The 25,313-nt window shown below is 45.7% G+C and carries 22 protein-coding genes; 17 read left to right on the forward strand and 5 right to left on the reverse strand.

The genetic code is table 11. The annotated features are described in order from the left end of the window. Positions 1 to 15: 15 nt before the first annotated feature. The 5 genes from recD to AC0VYG_RS16950 form a co-directional block, all read right to left on the reverse strand. Positions 16 to 1,953 carry an exodeoxyribonuclease V subunit alpha gene (gene recD, locus AC0VYG_RS16930; RefSeq protein ID WP_475429100.1) on the reverse strand — a complete coding sequence of 646 codons (1,938 nt, stop codon included), beginning with the start codon at positions 1,951 to 1,953 and terminating at the stop codon, positions 16 to 18. Next, entirely contained in the window at positions 1,940 to 5,611 is a 3,672-nt protein-coding gene (recB, locus tag AC0VYG_RS16935; RefSeq protein ID WP_475429101.1) for an exodeoxyribonuclease V subunit beta, read from the reverse strand. The genes recD and recB overlap by 14 nt, the downstream gene beginning before the upstream one ends. Beyond that, positions 5,608 to 9,012, reverse strand: coding sequence for an exodeoxyribonuclease V subunit gamma (gene recC / locus AC0VYG_RS16940; protein WP_475429102.1), 3,405 nt, complete (start codon positions 9,010 to 9,012; stop codon positions 5,608 to 5,610). Before recC ends, recB begins: the two co-directional genes overlap by 4 nt. A 293-nt stretch (positions 9,013 to 9,305) precedes the next feature. Next, positions 9,306 to 9,953: a 4'-phosphopantetheinyl transferase family protein gene (locus AC0VYG_RS16945; RefSeq protein ID WP_475429103.1), complete on the reverse strand. Its 648-nt coding sequence runs from the start codon at positions 9,951 to 9,953 to the stop codon at positions 9,306 to 9,308. A 237-nt stretch (positions 9,954 to 10,190) separates the two neighbouring features. After that, a complete protein-coding gene (locus AC0VYG_RS16950; RefSeq protein ID WP_475429104.1) occupies positions 10,191 to 10,484 on the reverse strand; it encodes a hypothetical protein in 294 nt (97 codons plus the stop codon). A gap of 194 nt (positions 10,485 to 10,678) precedes the next feature. Between AC0VYG_RS16950 and AC0VYG_RS16955 the strand changes: the two genes are divergently transcribed. From AC0VYG_RS16955 to AC0VYG_RS17035, 17 genes are read left to right on the forward strand one after another with little or no spacing between them, the layout of a single operon-like run. Next, positions 10,679 to 11,416, forward strand: a complete 738-nt coding sequence (locus tag AC0VYG_RS16955) for a beta-ketoacyl synthase chain length factor (RefSeq protein WP_475429105.1) — start codon at positions 10,679 to 10,681, stop codon at positions 11,414 to 11,416. Positions 11,417 to 11,419: 3 nt separating this feature from the next. Next, positions 11,420 to 12,196 carry a lysophospholipid acyltransferase family protein gene (locus AC0VYG_RS16960; protein WP_475429106.1) on the forward strand — a complete coding sequence of 259 codons (777 nt, stop codon included), beginning with the start codon at positions 11,420 to 11,422 and terminating at the stop codon, positions 12,194 to 12,196. Beyond that, entirely contained in the window at positions 12,180 to 12,446 is a 267-nt protein-coding gene (locus AC0VYG_RS16965) for a phosphopantetheine-binding protein (RefSeq protein ID WP_475429107.1), read from the forward strand. The genes AC0VYG_RS16960 and AC0VYG_RS16965 overlap by 17 nt, the downstream gene beginning before the upstream one ends. A 5-nt stretch (positions 12,447 to 12,451) precedes the next feature. Continuing rightward, positions 12,452 to 12,694: an acyl carrier protein gene (locus AC0VYG_RS16970; RefSeq protein WP_475429108.1), complete on the forward strand. Its 243-nt coding sequence runs from the start codon at positions 12,452 to 12,454 to the stop codon at positions 12,692 to 12,694. A gap of 5 nt (positions 12,695 to 12,699) precedes the next feature. Then, complete coding sequence (locus tag AC0VYG_RS16975; protein ID WP_475429109.1) at positions 12,700 to 13,248, forward strand: COG4648 family protein; 549 nt, start codon at positions 12,700 to 12,702, stop codon at positions 13,246 to 13,248. Next, complete coding sequence (locus AC0VYG_RS16980) at positions 13,245 to 14,927, forward strand: ApeI family dehydratase (protein ID WP_475429110.1); 1,683 nt, start codon at positions 13,245 to 13,247, stop codon at positions 14,925 to 14,927. The genes AC0VYG_RS16975 and AC0VYG_RS16980 overlap by 4 nt, the downstream gene beginning before the upstream one ends. Continuing rightward, positions 14,905 to 15,699, forward strand: coding sequence for a glycosyltransferase family 2 protein (locus AC0VYG_RS16985; RefSeq protein ID WP_475449867.1), 795 nt, complete (start codon positions 14,905 to 14,907; stop codon positions 15,697 to 15,699). The genes AC0VYG_RS16980 and AC0VYG_RS16985 overlap by 23 nt, the downstream gene beginning before the upstream one ends. Before the next feature lie 5 nt (positions 15,700 to 15,704). Beyond that, positions 15,705 to 16,652 carry a lipid A biosynthesis acyltransferase gene (locus AC0VYG_RS16990; RefSeq protein ID WP_475429112.1) on the forward strand — a complete coding sequence of 316 codons (948 nt, stop codon included), beginning with the start codon at positions 15,705 to 15,707 and terminating at the stop codon, positions 16,650 to 16,652. 33 nt (positions 16,653 to 16,685) lie between these two features. Beyond that, entirely contained in the window at positions 16,686 to 17,093 is a 408-nt protein-coding gene (locus AC0VYG_RS16995; protein WP_475429113.1) for an acyl-CoA thioesterase, read from the forward strand. Continuing rightward, positions 17,090 to 17,671: an outer membrane lipoprotein carrier protein LolA gene (locus AC0VYG_RS17000; protein WP_475429114.1), complete on the forward strand. Its 582-nt coding sequence runs from the start codon at positions 17,090 to 17,092 to the stop codon at positions 17,669 to 17,671. The genes AC0VYG_RS16995 and AC0VYG_RS17000 overlap by 4 nt, the downstream gene beginning before the upstream one ends. Beyond that, positions 17,671 to 19,956: an MMPL family transporter gene (locus tag AC0VYG_RS17005; protein ID WP_475429115.1), complete on the forward strand. Its 2,286-nt coding sequence runs from the start codon at positions 17,671 to 17,673 to the stop codon at positions 19,954 to 19,956. The genes AC0VYG_RS17000 and AC0VYG_RS17005 overlap by 1 nt, the downstream gene beginning before the upstream one ends. Before the next feature lies 1 nt (position 19,957). Further along, on the forward strand, positions 19,958 to 21,193 hold the full coding sequence (locus AC0VYG_RS17010; protein WP_475429116.1) for an NAD(P)/FAD-dependent oxidoreductase: 1,236 nt from the start codon (positions 19,958 to 19,960) through the stop codon (positions 21,191 to 21,193). Then, positions 21,181 to 21,738 (forward strand): DUF3261 domain-containing protein, encoded by a 558-nt coding sequence (locus AC0VYG_RS17015; RefSeq protein ID WP_475429117.1) that lies wholly within the window; start codon positions 21,181 to 21,183, stop codon positions 21,736 to 21,738. The genes AC0VYG_RS17010 and AC0VYG_RS17015 overlap by 13 nt, the downstream gene beginning before the upstream one ends. Then, complete coding sequence (locus tag AC0VYG_RS17020; RefSeq protein ID WP_475429118.1) at positions 21,735 to 22,901, forward strand: beta-ketoacyl-[acyl-carrier-protein] synthase family protein; 1,167 nt, start codon at positions 21,735 to 21,737, stop codon at positions 22,899 to 22,901. Before AC0VYG_RS17015 ends, AC0VYG_RS17020 begins: the two co-directional genes overlap by 4 nt. Next, positions 22,901 to 23,353, forward strand: a complete 453-nt coding sequence (locus AC0VYG_RS17025; protein ID WP_475429119.1) for a hotdog family protein — start codon at positions 22,901 to 22,903, stop codon at positions 23,351 to 23,353. Before AC0VYG_RS17020 ends, AC0VYG_RS17025 begins: the two co-directional genes overlap by 1 nt. Next, positions 23,346 to 24,071, forward strand: coding sequence for a 3-oxoacyl-ACP reductase FabG (gene fabG, locus AC0VYG_RS17030; RefSeq protein WP_475429120.1), 726 nt, complete (start codon positions 23,346 to 23,348; stop codon positions 24,069 to 24,071). Before AC0VYG_RS17025 ends, fabG begins: the two co-directional genes overlap by 8 nt. Beyond that, positions 24,071 to 25,297: a beta-ketoacyl-ACP synthase gene (locus AC0VYG_RS17035; RefSeq protein WP_475429121.1), complete on the forward strand. Its 1,227-nt coding sequence runs from the start codon at positions 24,071 to 24,073 to the stop codon at positions 25,295 to 25,297. Before fabG ends, AC0VYG_RS17035 begins: the two co-directional genes overlap by 1 nt. The last annotated feature ends 16 nt before the right edge of the window (positions 25,298 to 25,313 follow it).

Below are 25,313 nucleotides of genomic sequence, written 5' to 3' on the forward strand. Positions count from 1 at the left end.
TTGTTTTTTCCAATATCAAGCATGCGACCAAAGTTCTTCAGGCAGTCCAGAGTTTCGTTCAATACGCGTCTGAGCCGCCGCCATCACTAAGTTAGCACCGCCCCACAAAGAAAATTCTTGTCGCGCCCGTGTGATACCAGTGTAAATTAATTCTCGTGTTAAAACGGGAGAAGGTGTCATCGGCAATAAAAGTGAAACCCGTTCAAATTCAGACCCTTGCGATTTATGAACCGTCATGGCAAACACCACTTCAAATTCACTCAAACGACTCGGCAGTAACCCTGTAAAGGAGCCGTCCGGCTGCATAAACCAGACCCGTAATCGCTGGGACTCATCCGGCATACACAATCCAATGTCCCCATTAAACAATCCTAATCCCGCATCGTTACGCGTGATCATCACCGCTTTTCCCGGGTACCAAACATGGGGATCCGGGACACGACCTCGTTGATAGAAATATTGCTCAATGTGTTTGTTCACCAGTTCTACACCAAACTCCCCTTGGCGTACGGCAGTGAGTACCTGATAAGAGGAAAACACCTTATACAAGCTCGCGATATCCAATTTTTGTCGTACCGCCTCCCAGTAGGCATCATAACCTTTCGCTAAGGCGGCGATATTCGGCTTGGTTTGTCCTTCTTCTGGCACATGCCAATGCACATCGTGATAATTGGCCTGTAAGCACGACAACACTCCTTTGACATCCCCCGAGTTCATCGACTTCGCCAACTTGCCAATGCCGCTATTCGCATCAAATCGGTAGCTTTTTCGCAACAAGGTCAATGCCCGACTGATTGGGGGTGCGGCGGGGTTTGCAAATTGACTGACATTCTCTGCGGTGAGTTGCGTTAAACGCGCCGCCCAATCTGGCTGGAAATAAGCGGTCTCGATTCCCAGGGACACATCCCCCAAAATGCTCCCCGCTTCGACCGATGCCAACTGATCTTTATCACCTAGTAGAATTAATCTGGCATGGGGTGGCATGGCATCGATCAACTTTGCCATCATAGGCAAATCCACCATAGAAACTTCGTCCACCAGCAACACATCCAAATGCAGAGGGTTCTCTTTATGGTGCTTAAAGCGACTGCGGCCAAAATCGCTGCCTAACAAACGATGCAAGGTACTGGCTTGCTCAGGAATCGCCTGTTTTATCTCATGGCTTAATGGCAAGTCCGCTTTAGCGTTAGAAATGGACTCCGTCAAGCGTGCTGCGGCTTTCCCGGTAGGTGCGGCCAATTCAATTCGTAGCGGCTTACCTTGCGCCGCCGACTGAGCCACCAACAGGGCCAATAATTTTGTGACCGTAGTTGTTTTCCCCGTCCCTGGTCCACCACTGATCACAGAAAAGGGCAAACTGGCGGCGTTCGCAACGGCGACCTTTTGCCAGTTCACCTCAGCGCTTTTCTCGGGAAACAATTGCTCAATCAGCATGGCATCGGGCTCAAACGGCTCCGCATTGGACTGTCGTTGTAAATACGCTAATACCTGCTGTTCATAATGAAAGTAACGGTACAAGTACAAACGAGTACCCGCGAGCACCATGGGGCATTCGGCCCCCTCAGGCACAGAACCGTCGGTTGATGTCGCGATTAACGCGCTCGACGATAAGACCTGACACCAAGACGCGAGTGACAGAACGTTACTTTGCGCCAATTCAGCCTGCAGCTGTCCTGCGGTGATGCCTTCTGGTGGTTTTTTCCAAACCTTCGCCAGATCAATACAAATATGTCCTGCCCCTAAAAACGCACTGCATAAAGCCCCAGCAACCAGTAACGGATAGTGATCTTCCCCCGCATGTCGTGCCAGCTGTTCTATCCATTGACGATCGATGGGCCGCAAGACGCCACGCTCTTGCCACAGAGCCAAACCAAGCGTTTGCGGCACATCTTGCTCAGCATTTGTCGTCTCATCCAATGACACCAATAGGTCTAACTGGTTAAAAGAGTCCAAGCTGCCCCTCCTCTTTTGTCGCCGGTTTACTGAATAACACATCCAGTTCGTCAACATGCTCTCGCGTTAACCGCGTTGTAAAAATGCCGGTATTCGAGCCAAGCGTCATGCCTCGTAAAAACAGATAGACCACCCCACCAATGTGAGTGTCATAATCGTAATTGGGCAAACGCTGTTTTAGTAAACGATGCAAAGCCAAGGTATAAAGCTGATACTGTAAGTCGTAACGGTGCTCGGCAATGGCATGCTCCAAGGCATCTGCCTCGTAATCGGTGAAGGCATCACCAAGATGATTCGATTTATAGTCCAGCACGTAGTAACGCCCCTGCCATTCGAATAACAGGTCAATAAAGCCTTTTAGCATGCCTTTTAGGGGTCGATCCTGAATGCTCGGTGCCGACTGAGAAACTCGATCATAACGTCGCGCAATCCGATCCAATTGCAAAGCATTCATACCACTGACGGGCATAAAAAATTCCATCTCTTTACGACACTGCTTTGGCGTTAAATGGCCAAGGCTCACGCCTGGCATTAGCTCAGTGTTAACCATGTCGGATAGCCAGTCCATCAACACCGCTTGCCACTCTCCGAAACCTTGCCGCTGAAAATAGCCCTCCATCAAACCTTGGTGGGTCACTTTCAGCAGGTCTTTAAAACTCGGGGCGGAGATCACCTCATGAAGGGCTTTGCCTTCTAGCGTATCGTGTAAAAAGGTCCCTGGTTGGGCACCACGGGGAAAACTAAAGCGGTTTTGCACAGGTTCAACTGGCTCATCGGCAATGAGTAAATCCTCTTCAAACACATCGCTTAAGCGAGCCATTTCATCCAAACCGGGTAAGCTTTCATCGTGCTGCTCTTTTGCCTCCACCACCAAGGAAGAATAACTGCCCACCCACCAATCACGCTCAATGCGACCACGAAACTCACGGGCATGGGGGCCACTAACCTCCGCTTGAAGCATTTCAAAGCGCGGCAACTCTGGCGCGTCATCTGGTAAAGTCACTAGGGCCATTTGCGCTTGATCTGCTTGGCTCCCTTGATGTTCTTGGGATTCTTGAGAGAAGCTCGTGCATAAGCGCTCTAGGGTCAATCGCAAATCCCCCGCCGCCAACGGCTCTCCCTCACACAATAAGGCTCCGACACCGCTCAAATGCACATCGCAAATCGCTTCTCGTTTCTGCGTCGCCCCCTTACCGACCTCCATTGCCCCAATAAAACACGCTTCTTTAGATCGCGTAAGCGCCACATAGGCCAAACGAATCTCTGCCGCATACAACTCGGCTTTATGACGCTCGCTTTCTTCTTCATCGGGATCAATCGAAATCCACAATTGTTGTTGATCATCGTGGTAAAGCGCTGACTTGCCTCTGTCTTGAAACGGCGTTAATGCAAAGGGTAAATAGACAATCGGGTATTCCAAGCCCTTACTCTTATGAATGGTGACAATACGCACCAGCTCCGCATCAGTTTCAAGGCGAATTTTCTGCTCATCGCTGTCCCCGTTCGGGTTTTGAATCGACAGACGTAAATAACGCAACACCCCTTCTTTGGAATCCAGTTCGAGGGATTTTTGTTGCAGTTTTTCCGTCAGATGCAAAAAGTCCGTTAAACGTCGCTCGCCTCCCACTTGCTCCAGCATGGTCGGCGCGAGATCCACGTCTTGCATAAACTCTCGCAACATTGGCAGTAACCCTTGCTTATCCCAAATCTCTAAATACGCTTGAAAAGATTGCACCCACTTTTCGTACACCACATCGTCGTGATTAAGGGTATCCAACGCCTCTAAACTCCAACGAACCAAGCCCGTCGCCAAAGCCGAGCGCATTTTCATTTCTTGTCCATTGGAAAGTATCGCCGTTAGCACGATCAATAGCTCCCGCGCTTCCACGGTATCAAACACCGAGCCTTTATCACTTAAATAAACACTGGGGATGCCCCGACGGCGCAATGCTTCTTTCAAGGCATTGGCTTGATTAAAATTCGTCACCAAAAGCGCCACATCTTTTGGCCGTAGCCCTTGGTCACCAATCCGTGTTTGCTGTCTTTGCCCTTCAAGCAACAACCCATGCAAATGGGCCGCACAAGATTCCGCCATAATGGCACGATATTGCGCGCTGGATACCGGTTCGTCGCTTGGCTGATATAAAAATTGCAACGCCGCTTGAGATTGGCCTTGGCGAATAAAGGTTCCCTTAATACCCCGATCCTGAACTTGCACAAACGGAATGCCGTTTACTCGAAACGGCTCGTCCTGCGTGGAAAACAAGGCATTCACCGCTTGAATCATCGCCGCCGACGAGCGGTAATTGGTCGCCAAAGAATACACATTGTCGACCCTTCTTTTGGCCGCCAAATAGGTATAGATATCCGCTCCCCGAAACGCATAAATGGCCTGTTTGGGATCACCAATCATAATCAAGCCAAGTCGGTTATCCTCTGGCGAAGCATCTTTATAAACATTTGAGAAAATTCGATATTGCACGGCGTCGGTATCTTGAAACTCATCAATCAGAGCAATCGGATACAAGTGGCGAATTCGCTCGGCCAGCTTGCCCGTAGTATCTTGCGCTAACGCCACATCCAACGAAGTCAGCAAGTCGGTAAACGTCAGCGATTGAGTACTGCGCTTCCATTGCTGCATGCGCTCTTTGGTTTTCTCCCACAACTGGGCAAGCAACACGGCTTTCAGCCGCCCAGACTCTGGGAAGATTTCTCGCAACCGCGCAACATCGCTGAAAAAAGGATGGGCTGGCAATGAGCCATTTTTACTTAACCGCGTCGCGTGTTCATGGGTATCAAACTTTTCTAGACATTTATCCAACTCAAAACGGGATGAATGAGCCCATTGCGTCATGGCCTGGATGTCTTTAGAAGGGTCTTTGCGCCAAAACGTCCGTTTAATACCACTGTTTTCAAGCGCATTAATAATATCTTGGGACTGTTCGCGCCACATTCCCCGTACTATTTCGATGGCCTCTTGAGCCGCCACTAAAGCCCCTTGCCAGTCGTAATCAGGGGACACCAGTTTGGCGTCAGGCTGGTTCTGCAATAGTGATAAATCTTTTTGTAACGCGTCCGGCGATGACCAAATGGGTTTAATTAATGCCGCCTTGTCATCATCCAGTGGGTAAAACTCACTGCGCCATACATCTTTGACCGCCATAGAAAGAGGCGCTTGCTCGTCTGTCTCGATGGTTTGCTGAAACAGCATGCGACTTTCAAAAGCATTCTGGCTCAACATACGCTGACAAAAACCATGAATGGTAAATACCGCCGCCTCATCCATTTGTTTTTCAGCATATAGCAGCTTTTCGATGGCATCGGCTTGCAACGTAGGGCTCATTTGCTCGATCCAGTCTTTTAAAAAGCCATCGTTTGTCTCGTTTTGCATCAGAGCCTTACGGGCCGTTCGAATCCGCCCACGAATACGCGCTTTTAACTCGGCTGTGGCCGCTTCGGTAAAGGTCACCACCAGAATTTGATCCACTGTCAGAGGCTTAACCAAGTCCCCTTCCAGCCCAGTGGGCACCAACAAGCGTAAATACAAATTGGCAATGGTGTAGGTTTTCCCCGTCCCTGCGCTGGCCTCGATCAAACGCTTGCCATACAAAGGAAAGGCCAACGCATCTAACGCTTGTACAGACGGCATATCGCTCATTCCAGCACCTCCAAATGTCGGTGCATGGGCAACCAGACCTGTTCGCACAAATGCGTAAAGCGTTCTTTTTGCTCCAGCAAAGAAGGGAAATAACGCTGCCAGTAAGCATCCTCTACTTCACTCTTGGTAAACGCACTGCTGCTTTCTTGATAAAGCTTCACCGCTTGCTCCCAGGCGATTTGTTCGTCCTCCGCCGTTTTCGGGGCACAATAACTTTTGCACCAAGCATCCGCTGTTTTGGCGGGCAAAGGTATGGGCTCGCACAAGCCCAGCTGCAATAGTTCCAATAGCGAATTCAGGTGCGCTGTCGCTTCAGCGGGAGACAGCATCATAAAGCCATATTGCGTCATTTTGCCCGTTTTTGATAAGTTAATCAGATGATGCTGTTTTGGTGTGCCCTGTGCGCACAAAGCCAGATGCTCGATCCACGTCTGCATTTTCTGATTCGCGGTTAGATCGCCTATTCGATAAGATAAACGTGTTGTCGGTGTCGCCAACTTCAGCCAACCTTGTAGCTCAAACGATCCTATTTTCACACTCACCTCAAGTGGCGAAATGGCCTCTTGGTCAATGCTTTCTTCTAAAACGTAACCCCGTAATACATCAACCAATTGCTGGCACTGTTGGCGATAATGAGCCAAGGACAAGCGTCCAAACGCCCCATAAGGCAATACGCCAGTTAGTGGCAAACGCTCAAAAAAGCTCTCTTCTTCGCCTTTTAACATCGCTTCTAACATCTCGGATTGCAGTTGATAGCCTTCTAGCGCAAACGGCTCGTCTTCAAACTCCTTTTCTTCCTTAAGAGTCAAAAAAGCCTTGAGCCTTCTTTGGGTAAAATATCGAGCAGGATTGGCAATAAAACGTGATAACTCCTCCAATGGTAATTCAAGACGAGGTTGCTCCTGTGCCGCCAACGGCGCTAAGGACAAAGGCTGACTCTCTTGGGCACGATGCAACAACGCGGGCAGCCACTGCTCGTTAAAGCTGTAAAATCGTGCGTGCTGGCTCCCATCATGGTAATAAAGAGCATTAAACGGCTGCAACGGATGCTCAGTCACGAGTTTTTCTAAAAAGGCCGTTTGTGCCTCATCGGGGGGCAATAATTCATCCCCAGCAAACACGCAGCTTTGTGTCATATATTCCAATAATTCACTCACGAGAATAGAAGGATTTTTCTCGCTGTTGTCACGAATGCTTCTCCCAACATAACTTAGATAAAAACATTCACGGGCCGACATCAGCGCCTCAAGAAACAGATATTTGTCGTCCTCACGACGACTTCGGTCACCACTGCGATAATCCCCTACCATCAAATCGAACCCCATAGGCGCCACACTGCGGGGGTAATCTCCCTCGTTCAAGCCTAATACACAAATGACTTTAAATGGCACAGAGCGCATGGGCATCAAGGTACAAAAATTCACCCGCCCCGCCAAAAAGCGTTGTCCGCCTTGTGCTTCTTGCAACATGGGGGACAAGACCTGACGGACCACTTGCTGCTCTAATCGCTCGGTAAAATAGGCATGCTGCCACTGCAATGTCAGTGTATCTAATTGTTTACTGAGCAAAGTAGGAAACGCATCATCCTCTTCCACCAAGAAGAAGCGTTCGCACAAATGATATAAGGTCTCTATCCATTCTTTGGGGGTGAGTGAGTCCATTAATCGACTTTGCGCCTCATTGATGGCCGCTAAAAACTCCGCCAACTTACCCGCAACAGACGCTTCTAACCCTTCGATATCGCCATAACTTAAGGTATTTTCCCAAATATGATCGTGTCCCATGGCGTAGCCGAGTAGCATCCGCCGTACTCCATTCAGCCACGTATGCGACTCCTGACGAGGCAAATCATGACGCTCTGCCGTATGCTTATCCAAGCCCCAGCGAATGCCCACTTCTGTTGCCCATTGGCGTATACGCTCCAGCTCATGGGCTTCTAATTCAAACCGTGCCAGAACCGCTGGTACTTCTAACACGCTGATTAATTCAGAAAGTGTAAAGCGGCTTTCGCCTAAGCCAAGCAGATACAAATAGGCATCGACAATGGGGTTTTCCATGCCGCCCGCCTGGTCAATCAAGGCGAAAGGAATATGCTGAGCATGCCCTTTTCTATGACCACTCTTTTTTTCGCTCCCAAAGACGGCCTTCACAAACGGGCTATAGGTATTCACGTCAGGCAACATGACGATAATGTCTTTCGGTGTCAGCGTCGGATCGCTTTCGAACATATCCAATAGCTGATCATGCAGCACTTCCACTTCACGCAGCGGACTATGACAAACCTGAACTCGCACACTCTTATCGTCAGACGCAATCATATGGCGATAATCTGCGGTTGTTATGTCGTGCTGTCTCTCCTCCTTCGATCCATGGTTTTCTAGGGTCAACACATCTTGCTGTACCCATTGTAATAAGCCACTTGTTTCGGCAGATTCATCCGCTTGAGAGGATTGATAATCCTCGAAGACTTCCACCTCACCATCGGCGATGTCTTGTAACTGCGCGATGTAATCACGGCCAAGGCGCCCCCAACTAGCGAGCAGTGGATTGGCCTCCAAATGCAATGTATCGATACTCAACCCAGGCTTCAGGGTCTGGCGCTTAATCACCCGACCTATGTAATGTTTATCCACCACGTCGCCCCAGTAAAAACGACAAGGGTTTTGCAGAAAGAGATGAATATCGATCCAACCGGATGACGCGAGCACACGAAGCGACTCCAACGTATTCGGCGGCAACGAAGACACACCAAAGATAAAAATACGCGACGGCATCTCTTCTGGTCGTGGGCGAGAACTGGCCGCCTCCGCCAAGGCTTCAATCAAATTACCACGGTGATATAAGGACGTTCCGCGTTCCGCTACATCCGCCACCAGATCCCGCCATAAAATCGCTTGCCAAGGTTGCTGCTCAAAGATGGCTTTTAGCTTCGGATCTTGCGCTTCCCCGCCTTCCCAAGATTTGATCCAATCTGGACGATACACCAAATATTGGTCGTAAATATCCGCAATGCTACTGCACAACTGAAAACGACGTACTTGACTGTCGTCCTCTTCGAGATACCAACTAAGAGCCTGAAATTCCTCCTCAGCAAGGCGTCGATCTAACAAACGCATCAAACGCCAAACCAAAAAAGGCTTATTAAACTCACTTTGCTCGGGGATATCAGACAAAGTTTGCGCAAAACTTTGCCAAACAAAGGTAGAGGGTAAAGGAAAGGCAATGCCCGCCGCGATACTATGCTGCTCGGCTAAAAACATCTTCAACCACTGGGCCATGCCAGGGTTTTGCACAAGAATACGCTCATCCTCAAACGGATTGTCCGGGGGAGACAGCGCGAGAATCTTCGCCAGAAGCACCGCTAAATCTTCAAGACGGTTTCCGGTGTAAAGCTGGAACATGCACAAACCCTTTTTTCAGGAAATAACAGTCATTTAACACAAACAACGAAGCAAACAGTATAGAAAAAATCGCCCAACCTTGCGCGTTTTAAAGCAGAAAATTGAGTGTCTATATGGATTGAAGAAACAGACAGAAATGGCGAACACCAATTATTCCGGATTTTGACACAGGGGGAAGGGATGTTGAAGGACGCTTCTTTGGGTAATCTACCGTATCAAAGTATAAAGCGAAAAGTATGTGTTCATAAGAGGATAATGTCTATGTTGGCAGCGCTTAAACTGATTTTATTTTCTTAGGAGGTGTGTTTTCTTGATCTAATAAAACTTGCTTCATCCAGCTCTATTAGAGAGCCATCTATAGAATTAAGAGCAAAGTATACGATCTCCTTCCCCATTGGTTTGGAAGTACTTAAGGACAGATAATACTGTTGCCCTACCAGCGCTTGCGACTGTATAAGGCGTTGATACTTTTCTGGGTACAAGGTGCTAATTGTACTGATGGAGCATGCTTGCTGTTGCTGCAAGGGAAAGGATTTATAAAGGGCTTCTTTGCTAGTCCAAATCCGATAAAAGGTCGGCAAAGCTTCTTTCTCTGAAGAGGCTAAGAAACCTTCTAGTTCCTCTTCCAGCATAAAATATTGCGCCAGTTCATTAAGATTATTCCGAATTTGGCAACGTTCAATATCTACACCAATAGAGTCCTCTTTTATTCCTGTCTTAGACATTATAGCTAAGGCTATTAATCCATGACTGTGGGACAGAGAAAGCACAATGCGGGCATTTGGTAGGATAGGGCCTGTATGACCTTCTCGATAGAAGCTGAGCTCAATCTCTGGATAGTAATATGATAGAACATGATTAATTAGTAAACGACTATGAATATATTCTCTTCTACGCTTTGTGGATGCAAATTGAGACAGCCTTTCTTGCTGTTCTGGCAATAACCCTTTCTGCCAGTAATCAGGAAGACTTATTACAGAAGAATTTGTATCGAGCAGATAGATAGACAGCACGGTTATTTAATTAAGCAAGGAAATTGGGGTAGTTAATAGAAACTACATCACCATTGATTGCAACAACTACCATAGTAGCACCCACATGACATTCGAACTCGCTATTACTGGATACCTTATCTTTTTTGTAATAACTCTCAATGTTCACAACCGCGTTACCACCTTCTAACTTAACTCGTTTTTGTAGAGATAAAAGAGCGAATAAGAACTTCCAATTACAAGCACCTTCATCGTTTTCGCAAAGGCATTAGTTTTCTTATTAGCAGTATAGTTACCAAGCTCTTTAGTAATTTTAGGGTGACTTTGGTCGCCAAAATAGAACGCGATGCTAGGATCAAGCTTATCTTTAAAGCTGTCTGATTGCATGGCACGGTTAATGGTCAACATATATCTGGTATCACGTGCCTGTGATGCCAATGGACATAAAGCAATACCTAGGAAAATCAAAGTTCTTTTCATAACAACCTGTGTTTAAATATGAATAAGCACATTATAAAGGGAAACAACAACGTGAAGTAAATGTAATTCCTCTTGCATTGATCTCATCAACAGGTAAAATTTTGCCTTATTCGCAAGTAATGCGTAAAAAGGACCTCTTATTCTTCAGAGCATTAGGTTGTCTGCTGTCAGAAATCTTACATATAGGGATCAATGTGTTAATTTTTAAGCTGGAAAAATGGGTCGCTTGCGCTCCTGGGTTATCCTCCAGTGAAGACTGGAATACTTGGCTTAGAAACGAAAACCTTCCGCAAAAAGAAGACGATAACATTAAAGCTGCCCTAAGTAGTATTCCCGCTATGCTACGTAGGCGTTTCACGCCAATGGGACGTATCATCGCCGCAGCAGCCCAATCGGCTTTAACTGAAAATCGATCCATGCCTATTGTTTTTGCATCGCGTCATGGAGATATTGACCTGACCCTGTCGCTGCTACAAAACATAGCAAAAGATGAAGTTTTATCTCCTGCAGGTTTTAGTTTAGCGGTACACAATGCCACGGTTGGTCTGCTCTCCATTGCACGTAAAGACACTTCTGCAGTCACAGCAATCGCTGCCACAGAGCAAATGTTGCCAATGGCATTACTTGAAGCAGCGACACAGTTACAAGAAAGTGAGCAGGTTTTATGCCTGCTCTGTAATACTCCGCTCCCTGATTTGTACCGCCTTTACGCCACATCGAGCGAGCTCTCTTATTCGATTGCCATGGTGTTAAGCCGTAGTGAAGGAGCTGAGTTGTCGCTGACTCATGAAACCGCTGATAATAAAACAGAAGCGTCTTCGGAAAACTTTGCCAGTGAGTTGCATCAAATCATTGACTTTCTAACACAAGATACAAAGCAAACCCTCTTTACCTCTCCATCATGCGGCAGTTGGCTGCTTAGCCGAGTTTAAATTATGCTTAAACATATTGAGTTCAGCTGGCGCTGGTTTGCTACGGTATTTAGCTTTTTTATCTTTGGTGTTGGCGGCGTATTACTAGGTTTGATCGTATACCCTACTTTATTGCTTTTACCTGTGAGTGACGCTCAACGCTCGCAAATAGCCAAACTAGTGATTCACAAGACGTTTCGTTTTTATATTGAAATAATGCGCCTATTGGGCGTACTTACCTATGAAATACAACATTTAGAGCGCTTAAAAGATGCACAACTAGTACTGGCGAACCACCCGTCATTAATAGATGTGGTGTTCTTAATCGCCTTTATACCTAATGCTAACTGCGTCGTTAAAGGTAAGCTAACACGTAATATTTTTACCCGTGGCCCCATCAAAATGGCAGGCTACATTATTAATGAAGAAAATAAAAACGTGGTGGATTTAGCGCGTAATGCATTACAACAAAAGGATACCTTAATCGTCTTTCCTGAAGGCACGAGATCCGTTCCAAACACCCCCTTATCCCTTAAGCGTGGTGCGGCTCAAGTAGCACTACGGGTACCAGCAGCCATTACACCAGTAATCATTCAGTCTTATCCATCAACACTGACTAAGCAAGATCGTTGGTATCAGATTCCCCATAAACGAGTACATTTTTCTCTTACAATTAACCCTGTGATTCCAGTTCATCCCTATTTGGAAGAAATACCTTTATCTGTGGCAGCTAGACGTCTATCAACCAACTTAACCCGCTATTTCAACCAGGAGCTCAACCTTAATGTCAGCACTGAATAATGAACTTAAACAAATGATTATAGATGTCTTAGATTTGGAAGACATCGAAGTCGATGACATCGAGGACGATGCGCCACTTTTTGTCGAAGGTTTAGGGCTGGATTCCATTGATGCTTTGGAAATTGGCTTCGCTTTACAAAAGCGTTACGGCATTAAGCTCAAAGCAGATTCGGAAGAAACCAAAGCACATTTCGCCAGCATCAATGCCCTAGCAAAACTTGTTCAACAGCACCAATCAACTGACGTGTAAGAATTATGAACCAAGAAGAAATTTTTAACCGTGTATCCGCCATGCTTCAGGAACTATTTGAGTTATCAGCCGAAGACATCACCCCCGATGCCAACCTCTATCAAGACTTAGATATAGACAGTATAGATGCCGTCGATTTAGTGGTGGAATTGAAGAAGATAACAGGCAAAAAGTTACGACCGGAAGACTTTAAAGCCGTACGTACTGTACAAGATGTCGTGATTGAAGTTGAAAAACTGATGGCTTAGGACAAATGAGCATAAAAATTTGCCTAGCATTACTGACTCTGTGCTACCCCATTTTAGTGTATTTTGGTAGCGGCATTGTAGGTATGAAGTATGTGCTGGCTCTTATCGCCCTCATGCTCTTACTCAAAGTATGGAAAAGCCGCACTATCAGTACACTTGCCGTGACGGTGGGTATCGCAATTGCCTTGGTTATTTGTGTTGTCTACTGTGGTAGCGATATTGGTGTTAAACTTTACCCCGTATTAGTAAACGCCAGTTTGTTGTGCGTCTTTAGCGCCTCTTTATTCACCCGGCAAAGTGCGGTTGAGCGTTTAGCACGCCTTAAAGAACCGCAGTTACCCGCTTCGGGCGTACGCTACACCCGCAAAGTCACCATAGCTTGGGCCATATTCTTCCTGTGCAATGGCGCAATCGCCCTTGCGACAACATTTTGGGGGAGCGATGAAATATGGGCTCTGTATAACGGTTTCATTGCTTATATTCTTATCGCATTTTTTGCCGCAGTTGAATGGGTCATTCGCTTGAATGTGAAAAAAAAGGATAGCTCTTTGTGATATCTCTATCAGATTGGTTACGACACGACGTATCAGGAGTCGTCGCCGCTTCACTGCAACACTCCTATACTCACAGCGATTTTTGTCATCGAGTACGCGTTTGGCAAGCCAGCCTAACGCTTGAACCGGGGCAACACTGGGCGGTATTCCATCAAGATACACTGGAGTTTTTAGCCATTATGTTTGCCCTATGGCAATCTGACTGTGTCGCCTGCTTACCTGCAGATGTGTGTGATGAAACCGTGACTCGACTGGCTCCTAATGTAGCCGGCTTTATTGGTGAATTCGACAACATTTCCTGTATCCATGCACAAAAATCCTGCACCACAGACCAAGCACAAAAGACTGAATTTAAAACACTAAAACGTGATCAACCAGCGTTCGAAATCTATACATCTGGCTCTACAGGCACGCCCAAAAGCATTATAAAGACAATAGCTATGATTGAAGACGAAATCAGCGTTATCAATCAATTGTGGCAGTTACCAAAACACACCCACATTTTGGCAACAACTCCTCATCAGCATTTATTCGGCTTAACTTTTCGAGTTTTCTGGCCCCTACTAACTAGGCGAATTTTATTCACAAACTCCTGCACTTTTACGGAAGATGTGTTTCGTTACGCGCAAAATTGCAGCGCCTTCGCTTTAATTTCAACACCTTCCCACCTAAAACGCCTGAACGATCAATTGGATTGGGATAGTGTGAGTCCGCGCTGCCAAGTTGTTATCTCTTCTGCTGCTCCGCTTACATTAGAAGACAGTCAATACGCCAACCGCTTATTAGCAACGCCCATTTGGGAAATTTATGGTAGCTCTGAGACCGGCGCCGTAGCTTGGCGTTGTCAACAAGTTAACAATCTATGGCAGCTTTTACCGACCCTGAGTTTAAAAGTATTCCCCAATCAAACGTTAATCAAAGGTGCTCATATCGCCCCAATGTATGAGCAAATCGGAGACTGTATTGAGCAAATCGACGACCATAGATTTCGTTTATTAGGGCGCCAAGACCGTATTGTGAAGGTAGAAGGCAAACGCTTATCTCTGACTAAGCTAGAGCAAACCATTGAGCGTAGTGAATGGATCCAAAGCGCAAAGACACTGCTTTTAATACGCAAAAGAGATGAGGTAGTGGTGGTCGCAGAGCTTTCCCAAAGAGGCAAACAAGTACTATGTAAACAGGGTAATAAGTGGCTTATACAGCAACTTAAACAGATACTGAGATCATCTTTTGATAGCGTGCTACTGCCCAGACGATGGCGCTTTCTATCCTCTTTTCCTTATGACGCAAGAGGTAAGGTTTCCATGGAAAACCTAAACATTCTTTTTGATAAAAACGAAGTAAAGTGGCCAGTCATTCTACTTAAATCCCCTCAAGAAAAGCAGCTTGAGTTAACCCTATACATTCCCAAAGAACTTATTTATTTCGAAGGCCATTTTGACCAACAACCCATATTACCGGGTATTGCCCAAACTCATTGGGCACAGTTTTATGGCCGCAGGAACTTTGCCATCGAAGGCCGCTTCACACGTATTGAAGCGTTAAAATTTCAAAAAATTATTTTCCCTGATAGCGAAGTGACGTTAACTCTCGCTTACCAATCCGAATCCAAAAAACTGACCTTTCAATATACGTCAGATAAGGGAACCCACTCTAGTGGTCGAATTTGCTATGTCTAATCTGGACTTTAATCCCGCCATTTTAATTCCCGTTTATAACCATGAGCATGCGATTGGTATAACGTTAGAAGCGGTACTGGCTTATGGTTACCCCGTTTTGCTCGTTGATGATGGCAGCTTCGAGGCGTGTAAAACAGTCTTAGAACAGTTAACTGAGCAGTATAAAGCGGCTCAGGTTTCCTTGCTTCGTTTACCCGAAAACCGTGGTAAAGGCGGGGCGGTGAAGGCTGGACTTAGACACCTCAATAGCTATGGTTATAGCCATGCATTACAGGTGGATGCGGACGGCCAGCATAACCTAGACGACATACCGAATATGTTCGCTAACGCAGAACAGCTTCCAAAGCATTTAATTACTGGCTACCCAATCTATGACAGGAGTGTGCCTAAGCACCGCTTTTACGCCCGTTACCTAACGCATGTTTGGGTATGGATTAATACACTGTCTTTAAGCATCAAAGACTCTATGTGTGGCTTTCGAGTATACCCTGTTCAGGCAAGTTGTACCTTGATACAAGAACACAGCTGTGGTGATCGCATGGATTTTGATACTGAAATACTGGTGCGCTGGGTATGGCGAGGAGAGTTCTATTTTAAACCTCCCCACTCAAGTGCATTACCCGATCGATGGCGTCTCTCATTTCGACAGTGTACGCGACAATATCTTGATTTCAGCGATGCATACACGTTTGTTTTTTGGCATGCTGTATCGTCTGCCCAAACTGTTAAACCGCAAGTGCTACAAGAAAAAAATCTGCCATGCAAGAGGTAGAAAACGTGTCTAAAGCTCGCACAAATACACATTGGTCAAAAATAGGCGAAGCGGGGTCTAGCTTAGGAATACGCTTGCTTTTACTGTGTTATCAATTGTTTGGGCGAACCATTTTTCGCGTCTTTCTATTTCCCGTCATTGGCTATTTTTACCTTTTCAATTCTCGTGCTCGAAGTGCATCAAAAGATTATCTCTCCCGCATCAGCCCTTTTGTGAGCGTAAATGAGCGTACAACTCTAACGCCCTTTCGCCATTTATGGTGCTTTGGTGAGTTACTCTTAGATAAGTTTCTAGTGTGGATGGGGCATATCAAGCAACAAGACATTGTGTTTGAAACCCCCAACACCATTGAACATATGAAAGGACGTGCACAAGGCGGTATTATTGTGGTTTCCCATCTAGGGAATACTGAAATTTGTAGCGCCATTGCACACAAAATGCCGGATGTTAAAGTCACCATGTTGGTTTATACCCAACATGCGGAAAAATTTAATCGCATGCTAAAGAAGAGCAAAGACTGCCAGCATATCAGCATGATGCAAGTAACCGATATGTCTCCCGCTACTGCCATGGATCTATCCGAAAAAGTCGAAGCTGGGGAGTTTATTGTCATTGCTGGTGATCGTACTCCTGTACAAAACAATGGGCGCACCACCCAAGTCAATTTTTTAGGTAGCTTAGCAAATTTCCCGCAAGGGGCTTTTATCTTAGCCAACTTACTGAAGTGCCCTGTGTATCTTATGTTTTGCTTAAAACAGCAAGACCAATATCATATTTACATTGAGTTATTTGCGACAATACTAGCCGCTCCACGCAAACAACGTAGCAAATTGCTGGATCAAGCCGTTTGCGATTACGCCCAAAGATTACAAAGTTACTGCCTAAAGCATCCCTTACAGTGGTTTAATTTTTATCACTTCTGGCAAGATACTGGGCACCTTAAAGACTCATAGTGTCCACTTTATTATTCTCTATAGAGACTGCTTATGTTAGAACACGAGATCGAGCTAGAAATTCCATTTCATGATGTCGATGTCATGCGTATTGCGTGGCATGGGCACTATGTAAAATATCTAGAAATTGCCCGTTGTGCTTTGCTAGAAACCATTCAATACAATGTGGATGATATGGAGACATCTGGTTATGTTTGGCCAGTGATCGAGTTGAATATCCGCTATGCCCACCCACTACGTTTTAAGCAAAAAATCCGTATCAAAGCCAAGATTATTGAATGGGAAAATCGCCTCAAAATCGTCTACACCATTTTCGATCTAGAAACAGGTAAGCGCTTAACCAAAGCGCATACGGTGCAAGTAGCTGTCAACAGTAGCAATGGTGAGATGCAATTTTTCTCACCACAAATACTCTTCGATAAACTCGGAGTCCACCCATGAAATATTTATTGTCACTATTATTGCTCTACACAATGACCTGTTTGCCAGTAATGGCAGCGCCTCTGGACGATTTAAAACATATTGCAGCAAGTGCCAAGCACTTATCAGGGCAATTTGAGCAAAGCAAATACATAGCTCAATTAGAAACGCATCTCAACTCTCGGGGCGATTTTTCTTATCAGGCTGATAAGCAGACCATTGTTTGGCATACCATGTCCCCTATCGACAGCACGCTCACGCTCACTCCAGGGAAAATTGTCAGTCAACAAAATGGCCATACTGTTAACTCAATGAGTGCCTCTCAAAGTCCTGTGGTTGCTATTTTCTCGGATATTTTCTTTGGCGTAATGACGGCTAATTGGCAACTACTTGGACAATACTTTGACATTGCCCCTCAAGTAAATGGAGAAAAGTGGCAAGCCACTCTTACCCCAAATGATGCACAGATTACCCATGCCGTCAGCAAAGTCGTCTTGACAGGTGACCCACAGCTTAAAAAGGTATTGATGCTTGAGCCCAACGGCAATCAAATCACTATTACCTTCTTCAACCTAACCTCCAACGTAGAGACACCTTAATGCGCAAAATTGTTGCTGGTATATGGTTAATTGTTATTGTGGCTCTTTGTTTCAGTGCTTGGTGGAAAGGACCAAGGTTTGAATCCAGCATTATGGCTCTGCTTCCCCTGGAAGAACAAAACCCAGATATACAAAATGCATTAAAGCAGCAATCCGATGCCTTCGCTCGGCGCTTAATTATCTTAGTCCAAAGTAATACAGAAGCAACGGCAAGACAAAGCGCTGAAAATGTTCGTTCAACGTTAGCTAAGCACAGTAACTTATTAGTAGAAAACACACCTAACCAAATGGTAGATTTTTTACCCAAACCCTATCGTTACACCGTGCTGAGTGACACTATTCGTCAGCGTCTGTTACACCATAATTATTCTGCTCAGTTATCTCAAGCGCTCAATCAAATTTTTAACCCTATATCTAGTGTACCAATGGACCTGTTAGCAGACCCATTTTCACTTTATGCAGGTCTACTACAAGACACCAATTTAAGTGGTTATATCGTGCCACAAAAGGGTTTATTACGTGCAACCCAACCTAAAAAGCCAACCTTTCTTCTATTTTATACCTTGCAACAAAATGCTTATTCTGTCCCCATACAAAATCGGTTGATGCCTGTGCTTGAAAAGCTTAGTGTCGAGGCTAAAAAACAACAGGTGAAAATTAATTACTCGGGCTTAATAATACACGCAGCTCATGGTACAAAGCAGGCAAAAACAGAAATCTCGACAATTGGCATTGGATCACTAGTCGGCATTATACTGTTAATCTTCTGGGTGTTTCGCCGTATTCTTCCCCTTGTTTATATTCTCCTACCTGTTGCCATTGGTTCTTTGGTCGCTTTAACTGGCACCATATTGCTCTTCCCTTCTGTCAATTTAATCACCTTTGCGTTTGGCGCAGGGCTTGTAGGCATAGCCGTGGATTATTCCATGCACTACGTCTGCCGCCCTAAAAGTGCCGACAACAATCGACTCCCTAAGGCATTGGTCGTGAGCTTAACCCTTGGAGTAGTATCCAGCGTGCTCGCCTATGGAGCATTGGCGCTAACGCCATTTCCGGGCTTGCGTCAAATGGCAATATTTTCCGCTCTGGGACTTATTGCCTCGTGGATAACAGTACTTACATGGCTACCTTTGTTTCCTATACATAAGAGACTAGACATTCAACCAAACGCCTTGCTGAGCGCAAGTTTCATTACCAAAGTGCGAACCAGATCTTCAAGCCGATTTGTGACGCCTACTTTGCTTATTCTGGTTGCCATAAGCCTGCTATATATTAGCCTAAGCGCTTCGAACGATGGTCTAGCACAATTGCAAACATCTCCTAAATCGCTGCTCGATGAAGACAAATATGTTCAATCAGTTGTTGGTCACCCCTACCAAAGTGCCTTTTTAGTCGTCACGGAGCCAACATTAGAAGCACTACTCGAACGCGAAGAAAAGCTCAGACAAAAACTTGATCAATGGCGCAGTGAAGGCAAAATTGATAATTATCAAGCCATTAGCCAAACGCTACCATCGCATGCTCGACAACAACAAAATTTAGCGCTTGTCGAGAACCTCTATAAGCACTCTCTTACTTCCCTTTTTCGAACCATTGGCGCCCCCAGTAGTTTGGCAGACAAGGCATCTCTCTATTTAGCCACACAACATCGCTATCTTACGGCTGCTGTATGGCGTCAGACATCTATCGGGCAAGCCTTAGGAAATCAGTTAATCCATCAAGACGACGGTCAATATTCATCAGTTATTCATTTAGTCGGTGCTGTTTCAACAACAGGCTGGCAGAAGTTACAACAACTCAGCGACGAAAAAGAGCACGTCACTCTTGTCAACCCAATAGGACAATTAAGTGACACGCTTAAACACTACAGAGTACAAATGACACAATGGCTGCTACTGGCTTACCTTGTTGTCACACTGATCCTATTTGCACGTTATCGTTGGCAGGTATGGCGCATTATGCTCGCTCCGGTGTCCGCTTCCGCGCTTGCTTTTGCTTTAGCTATTGCCATCAACGGCGGCTATAACCTATTTAACCTTATGGCACTAATGCTGGTATTTGGCATTGGGTTAGATATGGGAATTTTTATTAAAGAAGCAGATGGGGACTCTTATACTTGGCTAGCGGTTTCGCTCTCATCACTTACCAGCTTACTTGCTTTTGGTTTGCTGATTTTAAGCAATACCCCTGTCCTCTATGATTTTGGCGTTGTCGTCTTACCAGGTCTTTTAATGGTTTGGTTGCTTACTCCCCTTATTCAGCCTATTTCATCTGGAGAAAAGTGACATGAATAGTGCAAATGAACAGTTTGATGTCATTGTTATTGGAGCAGGCCCTGCTGGTGCTGTTGCAGCGTCTTTGCTTGCACAAAGCGGGCACAAGGTTCTGGTGCTAGAAAAGCAACGCTTTCCACGCTTTTCCATTGGTGAAAGCTTGCTCCCTCAAAGCATGGCCTTTTTAGAACAAGCAGGTATGTTGCAAGCGGTTGTTGAAGCGGGTTTTCAATATAAAAATGGTGCAGCATTCGCTCATCAAGAACAATATGACGATTTTGATTTTCGGCAAAAATTTACTCCGGGGTGGGGCACCACCTTTCAAGTACAACGAGCACAGTTTGATAAGGTTCTTGCCGATTGTGCCGAAAAAAATGGCGCGTTAATACGCTATGAACATACAGTAAACACATACCATGAACGCGATGATGGGAAAGTCACCTTAGAAGTTTCTGGTGATGGCGTTACCTATCATGCTAATGCAACATTCGTTTTAGATGCCAGTGGCTTTGGTCGCGTATTGCCCAAGCTCCTAGATCTTGAAAAAGACTCAACTCTGGCAAAACGGGTTTCGCTATTTACACACGTTGAAGACCGCATTGGCTTAAAAGACTTTGACCGCAATAAGATTTTAATTAGCGTACATCCAGACAATAATCAAATCTGGTACTGGCTTATCCCATTTAGCAATAGTCGTGCTTCTGTTGGCGTGGTTCTGCCAAGAGAGATTTATGACAGCCATCAAGAGGCTGATGACTTAGACACCCTAAAACACTACATAGCCAGTACAGGAAAAATGCAGGATAGCTTAGTCGATGCCAACTTTGACACTCAAGTTGGCCGTTTGGCAGGCTATTCTTCCGATGTAAAACAAATGTACGGAAAGCACTTCGCACTTTTAGGCAATGCAGGAGAATTCCTCGACCCCGTTTTCTCCTCGGGCGTCACTATTGCTCTAAAATCCGCTATCCTTGCGGCACAGACGTTAGACAAACAACTCAAGGGGCAACAGACTAATTGGCAAATAGAATATGCCGAGCCTTTACAACTTGGTATTAATACCTTCCGTGCTTTTGTGGAAAGCTGGTACGATGGCGGCTTACAAGATGTTATTTTTGCCAAAGAAAAGCCAGATCATGTAAAAGGTATGATTTGTTCTATTTTGGCAGGTTATGCATGGGATTTAGACAACCCCTATGTCAGCAACCCCAAACGCCTTGGAGTGTTAGCACAATTATGCAAAGACTAACCTCTCACCTAACAATAGGATTACTTAGCCTAATACTATTATCTGGCTGTTCTCTCTTTAAATTGCAGCCTGATACTGTACCAGAACTGGCCTTAATCGCTCCCTCCTCTGCTATGCCGAAGGAGCTGCTAAAACAAGCGCTGACATTAGAGACAAAAGAACAGACACAAACCTTTATAACACTGGTTAAAATAGCGTCCGACAATACCACTTTGATTGCCCTAGCCCCTACAGGACAGATCTTTTTAACCCAGTCTTATGATGGAAAAACTTGGCACAGTAAGAATCTATCAGGTCATCCCTTACCGGAGCGAGAAATTTTTGCCATGATGCAATTCTCTCTATGGCCCGACCAAGCAATAGAACATGCTTACCAAAAACCACACTGGGAAGTACATTTAACGCCCAAAAAACGCCAAGTTTACTTTAATGGTCGGTTATATATGACTGTCGATATTGACCAAAACACCATTAAAGTAAAACATGTTCTGGGGCACTATAGCGTTATTATTAAAACTTTCGAAAAAGAGCCATTAAGCCCATGACAAGCTGTTATTTAAATGCCATTGGCACTCTTAGTAGTTTAGGAAGCAATCCTGAGACTGCTCTCAATCAGCTACACCAGGGAATACCTTCCCTAACACCTGTAAACGACTTTCACCGTGGCACACCTTTGCTTATGGGGCAAATACACGAGCCACTAAGCCCTCTGCCTCTAACAGATATAAAATGGCAAAGCCGTAACAACGAAGTCACTTGGACAATAGTGCAACAAATTCAGTCACAAATAGAGGCCGCCATTAACCAATTTGGCGCCCACCGCATTGGCGTTATTGTTGGCACATCGACCTCAGGCATCAGCGACAGTGAAGAGCATCTACAAGCCCTTGCTCGTACTGGCCAACTACCAGAAACATTTCATTACAATGTTCAGGAAATGGGCTCAACCGCACAATTTATCAGCACCGCACTTGGCCTTGGCGGCCCTGCTTTTGGTATTTCTACGGCCTGCTCATCAGGGGCTAAAGCGTTAGCTTCTGCACGACGTCTCATTCGTACAGGCGTGTGTGATGCGGTGATTGCTGGCGGCGTAGATACCTTATGTCGTCTTACCGTTCAAGGCTTTTCCTCTTTAGAAGCGGTTAGTGATGAAATATGCAACCCATTTAGCGTCAATCGTAAAGGCATTAATATTGGCGAAGGTGGAGCCTTGTTTTTGCTATCGAAAACGCCTAGCCAAGTGGCATTGGTCGGGGTAGGTGAAAGCTCAGATGCACACCATATTTCAGCCCCAGACCCACAAGGTAAAGGTGCCATTTTATGCATGTCAAAAGCACTCCAAGATGCGCAACTGGATGTCTCTGCCATCGACTACCTTAATTTACATGGCACAGCGACACAGCTTAATGATCAAATGGAATCCATTGCGGTGAATAGCCTATTCCCTGAGGGTGTTTCCTGTAGCTCGACTAAACCTTTTACTGGGCATACTTTAGGTGCCGCCGGGGCCTTAGAAGCCGCTTTTTGTGCATGGGCTTTAGTCTCTAACAAGCTACCTCAACACGTCTGGGATCAACAGCCCGATCCAGAACTGCCGACGTTATCCTTTATCAAGGCGCAAACCACCAGCCCAATTAAATATGCATTAAGTAATTCATTTGCCTTTGGTGGTAACAATATTTCAATTATTTTAGCACGAGTATCCTAATGAACACTTACCAGGTTGAAGATCTTGTTCCTCATTCGGGACGTATGAGCTTGCTGACCCGCATTCTTCAAATAAAAGAAAATGGCCTTATCGCACAAGTAGACATTAATGAAGACTCCACCTTCTATGAAGCACTTGGTGTACCCGCTTGGGTAGGAGTCGAGTACTTAGCCCAAGCAATTGGGGCTTACGCGGGTTATCAAGAAAGAGTGCTAGGTGGCGCCCCCAAATTAGGCTTTCTACTTGGCACCCGAAAGTACCAATGTAACTGCGAATACTTCGCCCTTGGCAGCACATTAACCCTTGAGGTCGTCTGTAATATCCAAGCAGAAAATGGATTAAGTGCCTTCGATTGCACCCTATCAGGCAGCAACATCAACGCTGAAGCACGCCTCAATGTCTTCCAGCCCGATAATGCCGCAGACTTTTTACAGGAAAACCACTATGAGTAAAAGTGTATTAGTCACAGGCTCAAGCCGCGGCATTGGAAAAGCCATCGCTCTGCGCTTGGCAAAAGATGGCTTTGACATAGTTTTACACTGTCGTAATGGCCTTAATGATGCAGAACAAGTTGCCGAACAAATTCGGGAAATGGGCCAGCAAGCGCGCATTTTACAATTTGATATCAGTGATAGGGCACAAACATGCCAGATCTTAGAAGAAGATATGGAACAGTATGAAGCTTACTATGGTGTGGTATGTAATGCAGGTATTGCCCGTGACAATGCTTTTCCGGCCATTCCTGGCGAAGAATGGGATATGGTGCTGCGAACTAACCTAGACAGCTTTTATAATGTTCTCCACCCCATCAGCATGCCGATGATCAGACGCAGAAAACCCGGTCGTATTGTTACATTATCTTCCATATCTGGTGAAATGGGTAACCGTGGACAAGTCAATTACAGTGCTGCTAAAGCAGGTATTATTGGTGCGACAAAAGCCCTAGCCGTCGAATTAGCAAAACGTAAAATTACCGTTAACTGCGTAGCACCGGGCTTTATCGAAACCGATATGACCCATGACCTTATGGTTGAAGAAGCCTTGAAAATGATCCCTATGCAACGGGCTGGGCTACCAGAAGAAGTGGCGGGAACCGTAAGCTTTTTAATGTCCGAAGATTCAGCGTATATTACGCGCCAAGTAATTTCAGTAAATGGCGGAATGTTTTAATGAAACGAGTAGTTATCACAGGGGCGGCTGGCCTATCTCCAATTGGAGGCAATTGGGAAACCATTCGCAACAATTTACGTTCAGGTAACACTGGCATAGTGCACATGGATGACTGGGAAAAATATGATGGACTCATCACTCGCCTCGCCGCACCCGTTAATGATTTTGTTATGCCTAAGCACTTTTCACGCAAGCATTTACGCAGCATGGGACGAGTGGCAAAAATGGCGGTTTACAGCACCGAACAAGCTTTAATAGATGCGGAATTGCACAACTCTGAACTGCTTGGCAGCGGCCAAATGGGTATTGCCTTTGGCTCTTCATCCGGTGACACCAAAGCATTTATAGATTTTGGCAATATGTTGACAAACAACTCTGCAGACGGACTAAATGCGAATTCCTACATCAAAATGATGTCACATACCTCGCCCGTCAATATTGGCGTTTACTTTGGTGTAAAAGGACGCATTCTTACCACATCCAGCGCTTGTACATCCGGCAGCCAAGGCATTGGTCTCGCCTACGAAGCCATCAAATACGGCATGCAAACCGCAATGATTGCGGGGGGCTGTGAAGGCTTATGCGCCACTCAAGCAGCCGTCTTTGATACCCTCTACGCAACAAGCACCGTGAATGATACCCCCCACTTAACACCACGCCCCTTTGATAAAGGTCGTGATGGGCTCGTGATTGGTGAAGGTAGTGGCACTTTAATTCTCGAAGAATACGAACATGCCAAGGCTCGTGGTGCGAAAATTTATGCAGAAATTGTCGGTTTCGGCACTAACTCAGACGGTAGCCATGTAACGCAACCAAACACAGACACCATGGCAGCAGCCATTCAATTGGCCCTCGACGATGCTCAGCTTAACCCGGAAAAAATTGGCTATATCAACGCCCATGGCACAGCAACCGATCGTGGCGACATCGCCGAATCAAACGCTACTGCTCGTATTATGGGTGCAAACACTCCCATAAGCTCAACCAAAAGCTACACAGGGCACACACTAGGAGCCTGCGGCGCATTAGAAGCTTGGTGGAGCATTGAAATGATGCGCGAGGGTTGGTTCTGCCCGACCGTCAACCTGAATAGCGTTGACCCTGAATGCGGCGACTTAGACTACATCATGCACCAACCCCGCGAAATCCAAACCGACTACGTCATGAGCAATAACTTCGCCTTTGGTGGAATTAACACATCACTAATATTTAAACGGCTGAACTAACCTCCGCGAAACCAAT

This window comes from Marinomonas sp. 63XJN7_7_ISO-PGPR-S23-202 (assembly GCF_056173505.1).

Coding starts and splice junctions, on each gene's coding strand:
- recB (WP_475429101.1), bottom strand. CDS start 5,611: ATGAGCGATATGCCGTCTGTACAAGCGTTAGATGCGTTGGCCTTTCCT.
- recC (WP_475429102.1), bottom strand. CDS start 9,012: ATGTTCCAGCTTTACACCGGAAACCGTCTTGAAGATTTAGCGGTGCTT.
- AC0VYG_RS16950 (WP_475429104.1), bottom strand. CDS start 10,484: ATGAAAAGAACTTTGATTTTCCTAGGTATTGCTTTATGTCCATTGGCA.
- AC0VYG_RS16960 (WP_475429106.1), top strand. CDS start 11,420: ATGCTTAAACATATTGAGTTCAGCTGGCGCTGGTTTGCTACGGTATTT.
- AC0VYG_RS16965 (WP_475429107.1), top strand. CDS start 12,180: ATGTCAGCACTGAATAATGAACTTAAACAAATGATTATAGATGTCTTA.
- AC0VYG_RS16970 (WP_475429108.1), top strand. CDS start 12,452: ATGAACCAAGAAGAAATTTTTAACCGTGTATCCGCCATGCTTCAGGAA.
- AC0VYG_RS16975 (WP_475429109.1), top strand. CDS start 12,700: ATGAGCATAAAAATTTGCCTAGCATTACTGACTCTGTGCTACCCCATT.
- AC0VYG_RS16995 (WP_475429113.1), top strand. CDS start 16,686: ATGTTAGAACACGAGATCGAGCTAGAAATTCCATTTCATGATGTCGAT.
- AC0VYG_RS17000 (WP_475429114.1), top strand. CDS start 17,090: ATGAAATATTTATTGTCACTATTATTGCTCTACACAATGACCTGTTTG.
- AC0VYG_RS17005 (WP_475429115.1), top strand. CDS start 17,671: ATGCGCAAAATTGTTGCTGGTATATGGTTAATTGTTATTGTGGCTCTT.
- AC0VYG_RS17010 (WP_475429116.1), top strand. CDS start 19,958: ATGAATAGTGCAAATGAACAGTTTGATGTCATTGTTATTGGAGCAGGC.
- AC0VYG_RS17015 (WP_475429117.1), top strand. CDS start 21,181: ATGCAAAGACTAACCTCTCACCTAACAATAGGATTACTTAGCCTAATA.
- AC0VYG_RS17020 (WP_475429118.1), top strand. CDS start 21,735: ATGACAAGCTGTTATTTAAATGCCATTGGCACTCTTAGTAGTTTAGGA.
- AC0VYG_RS17025 (WP_475429119.1), top strand. CDS start 22,901: ATGAACACTTACCAGGTTGAAGATCTTGTTCCTCATTCGGGACGTATG.
- fabG (WP_475429120.1), top strand. CDS start 23,346: ATGAGTAAAAGTGTATTAGTCACAGGCTCAAGCCGCGGCATTGGAAAA.
- AC0VYG_RS17035 (WP_475429121.1), top strand. CDS start 24,071: ATGAAACGAGTAGTTATCACAGGGGCGGCTGGCCTATCTCCAATTGGA.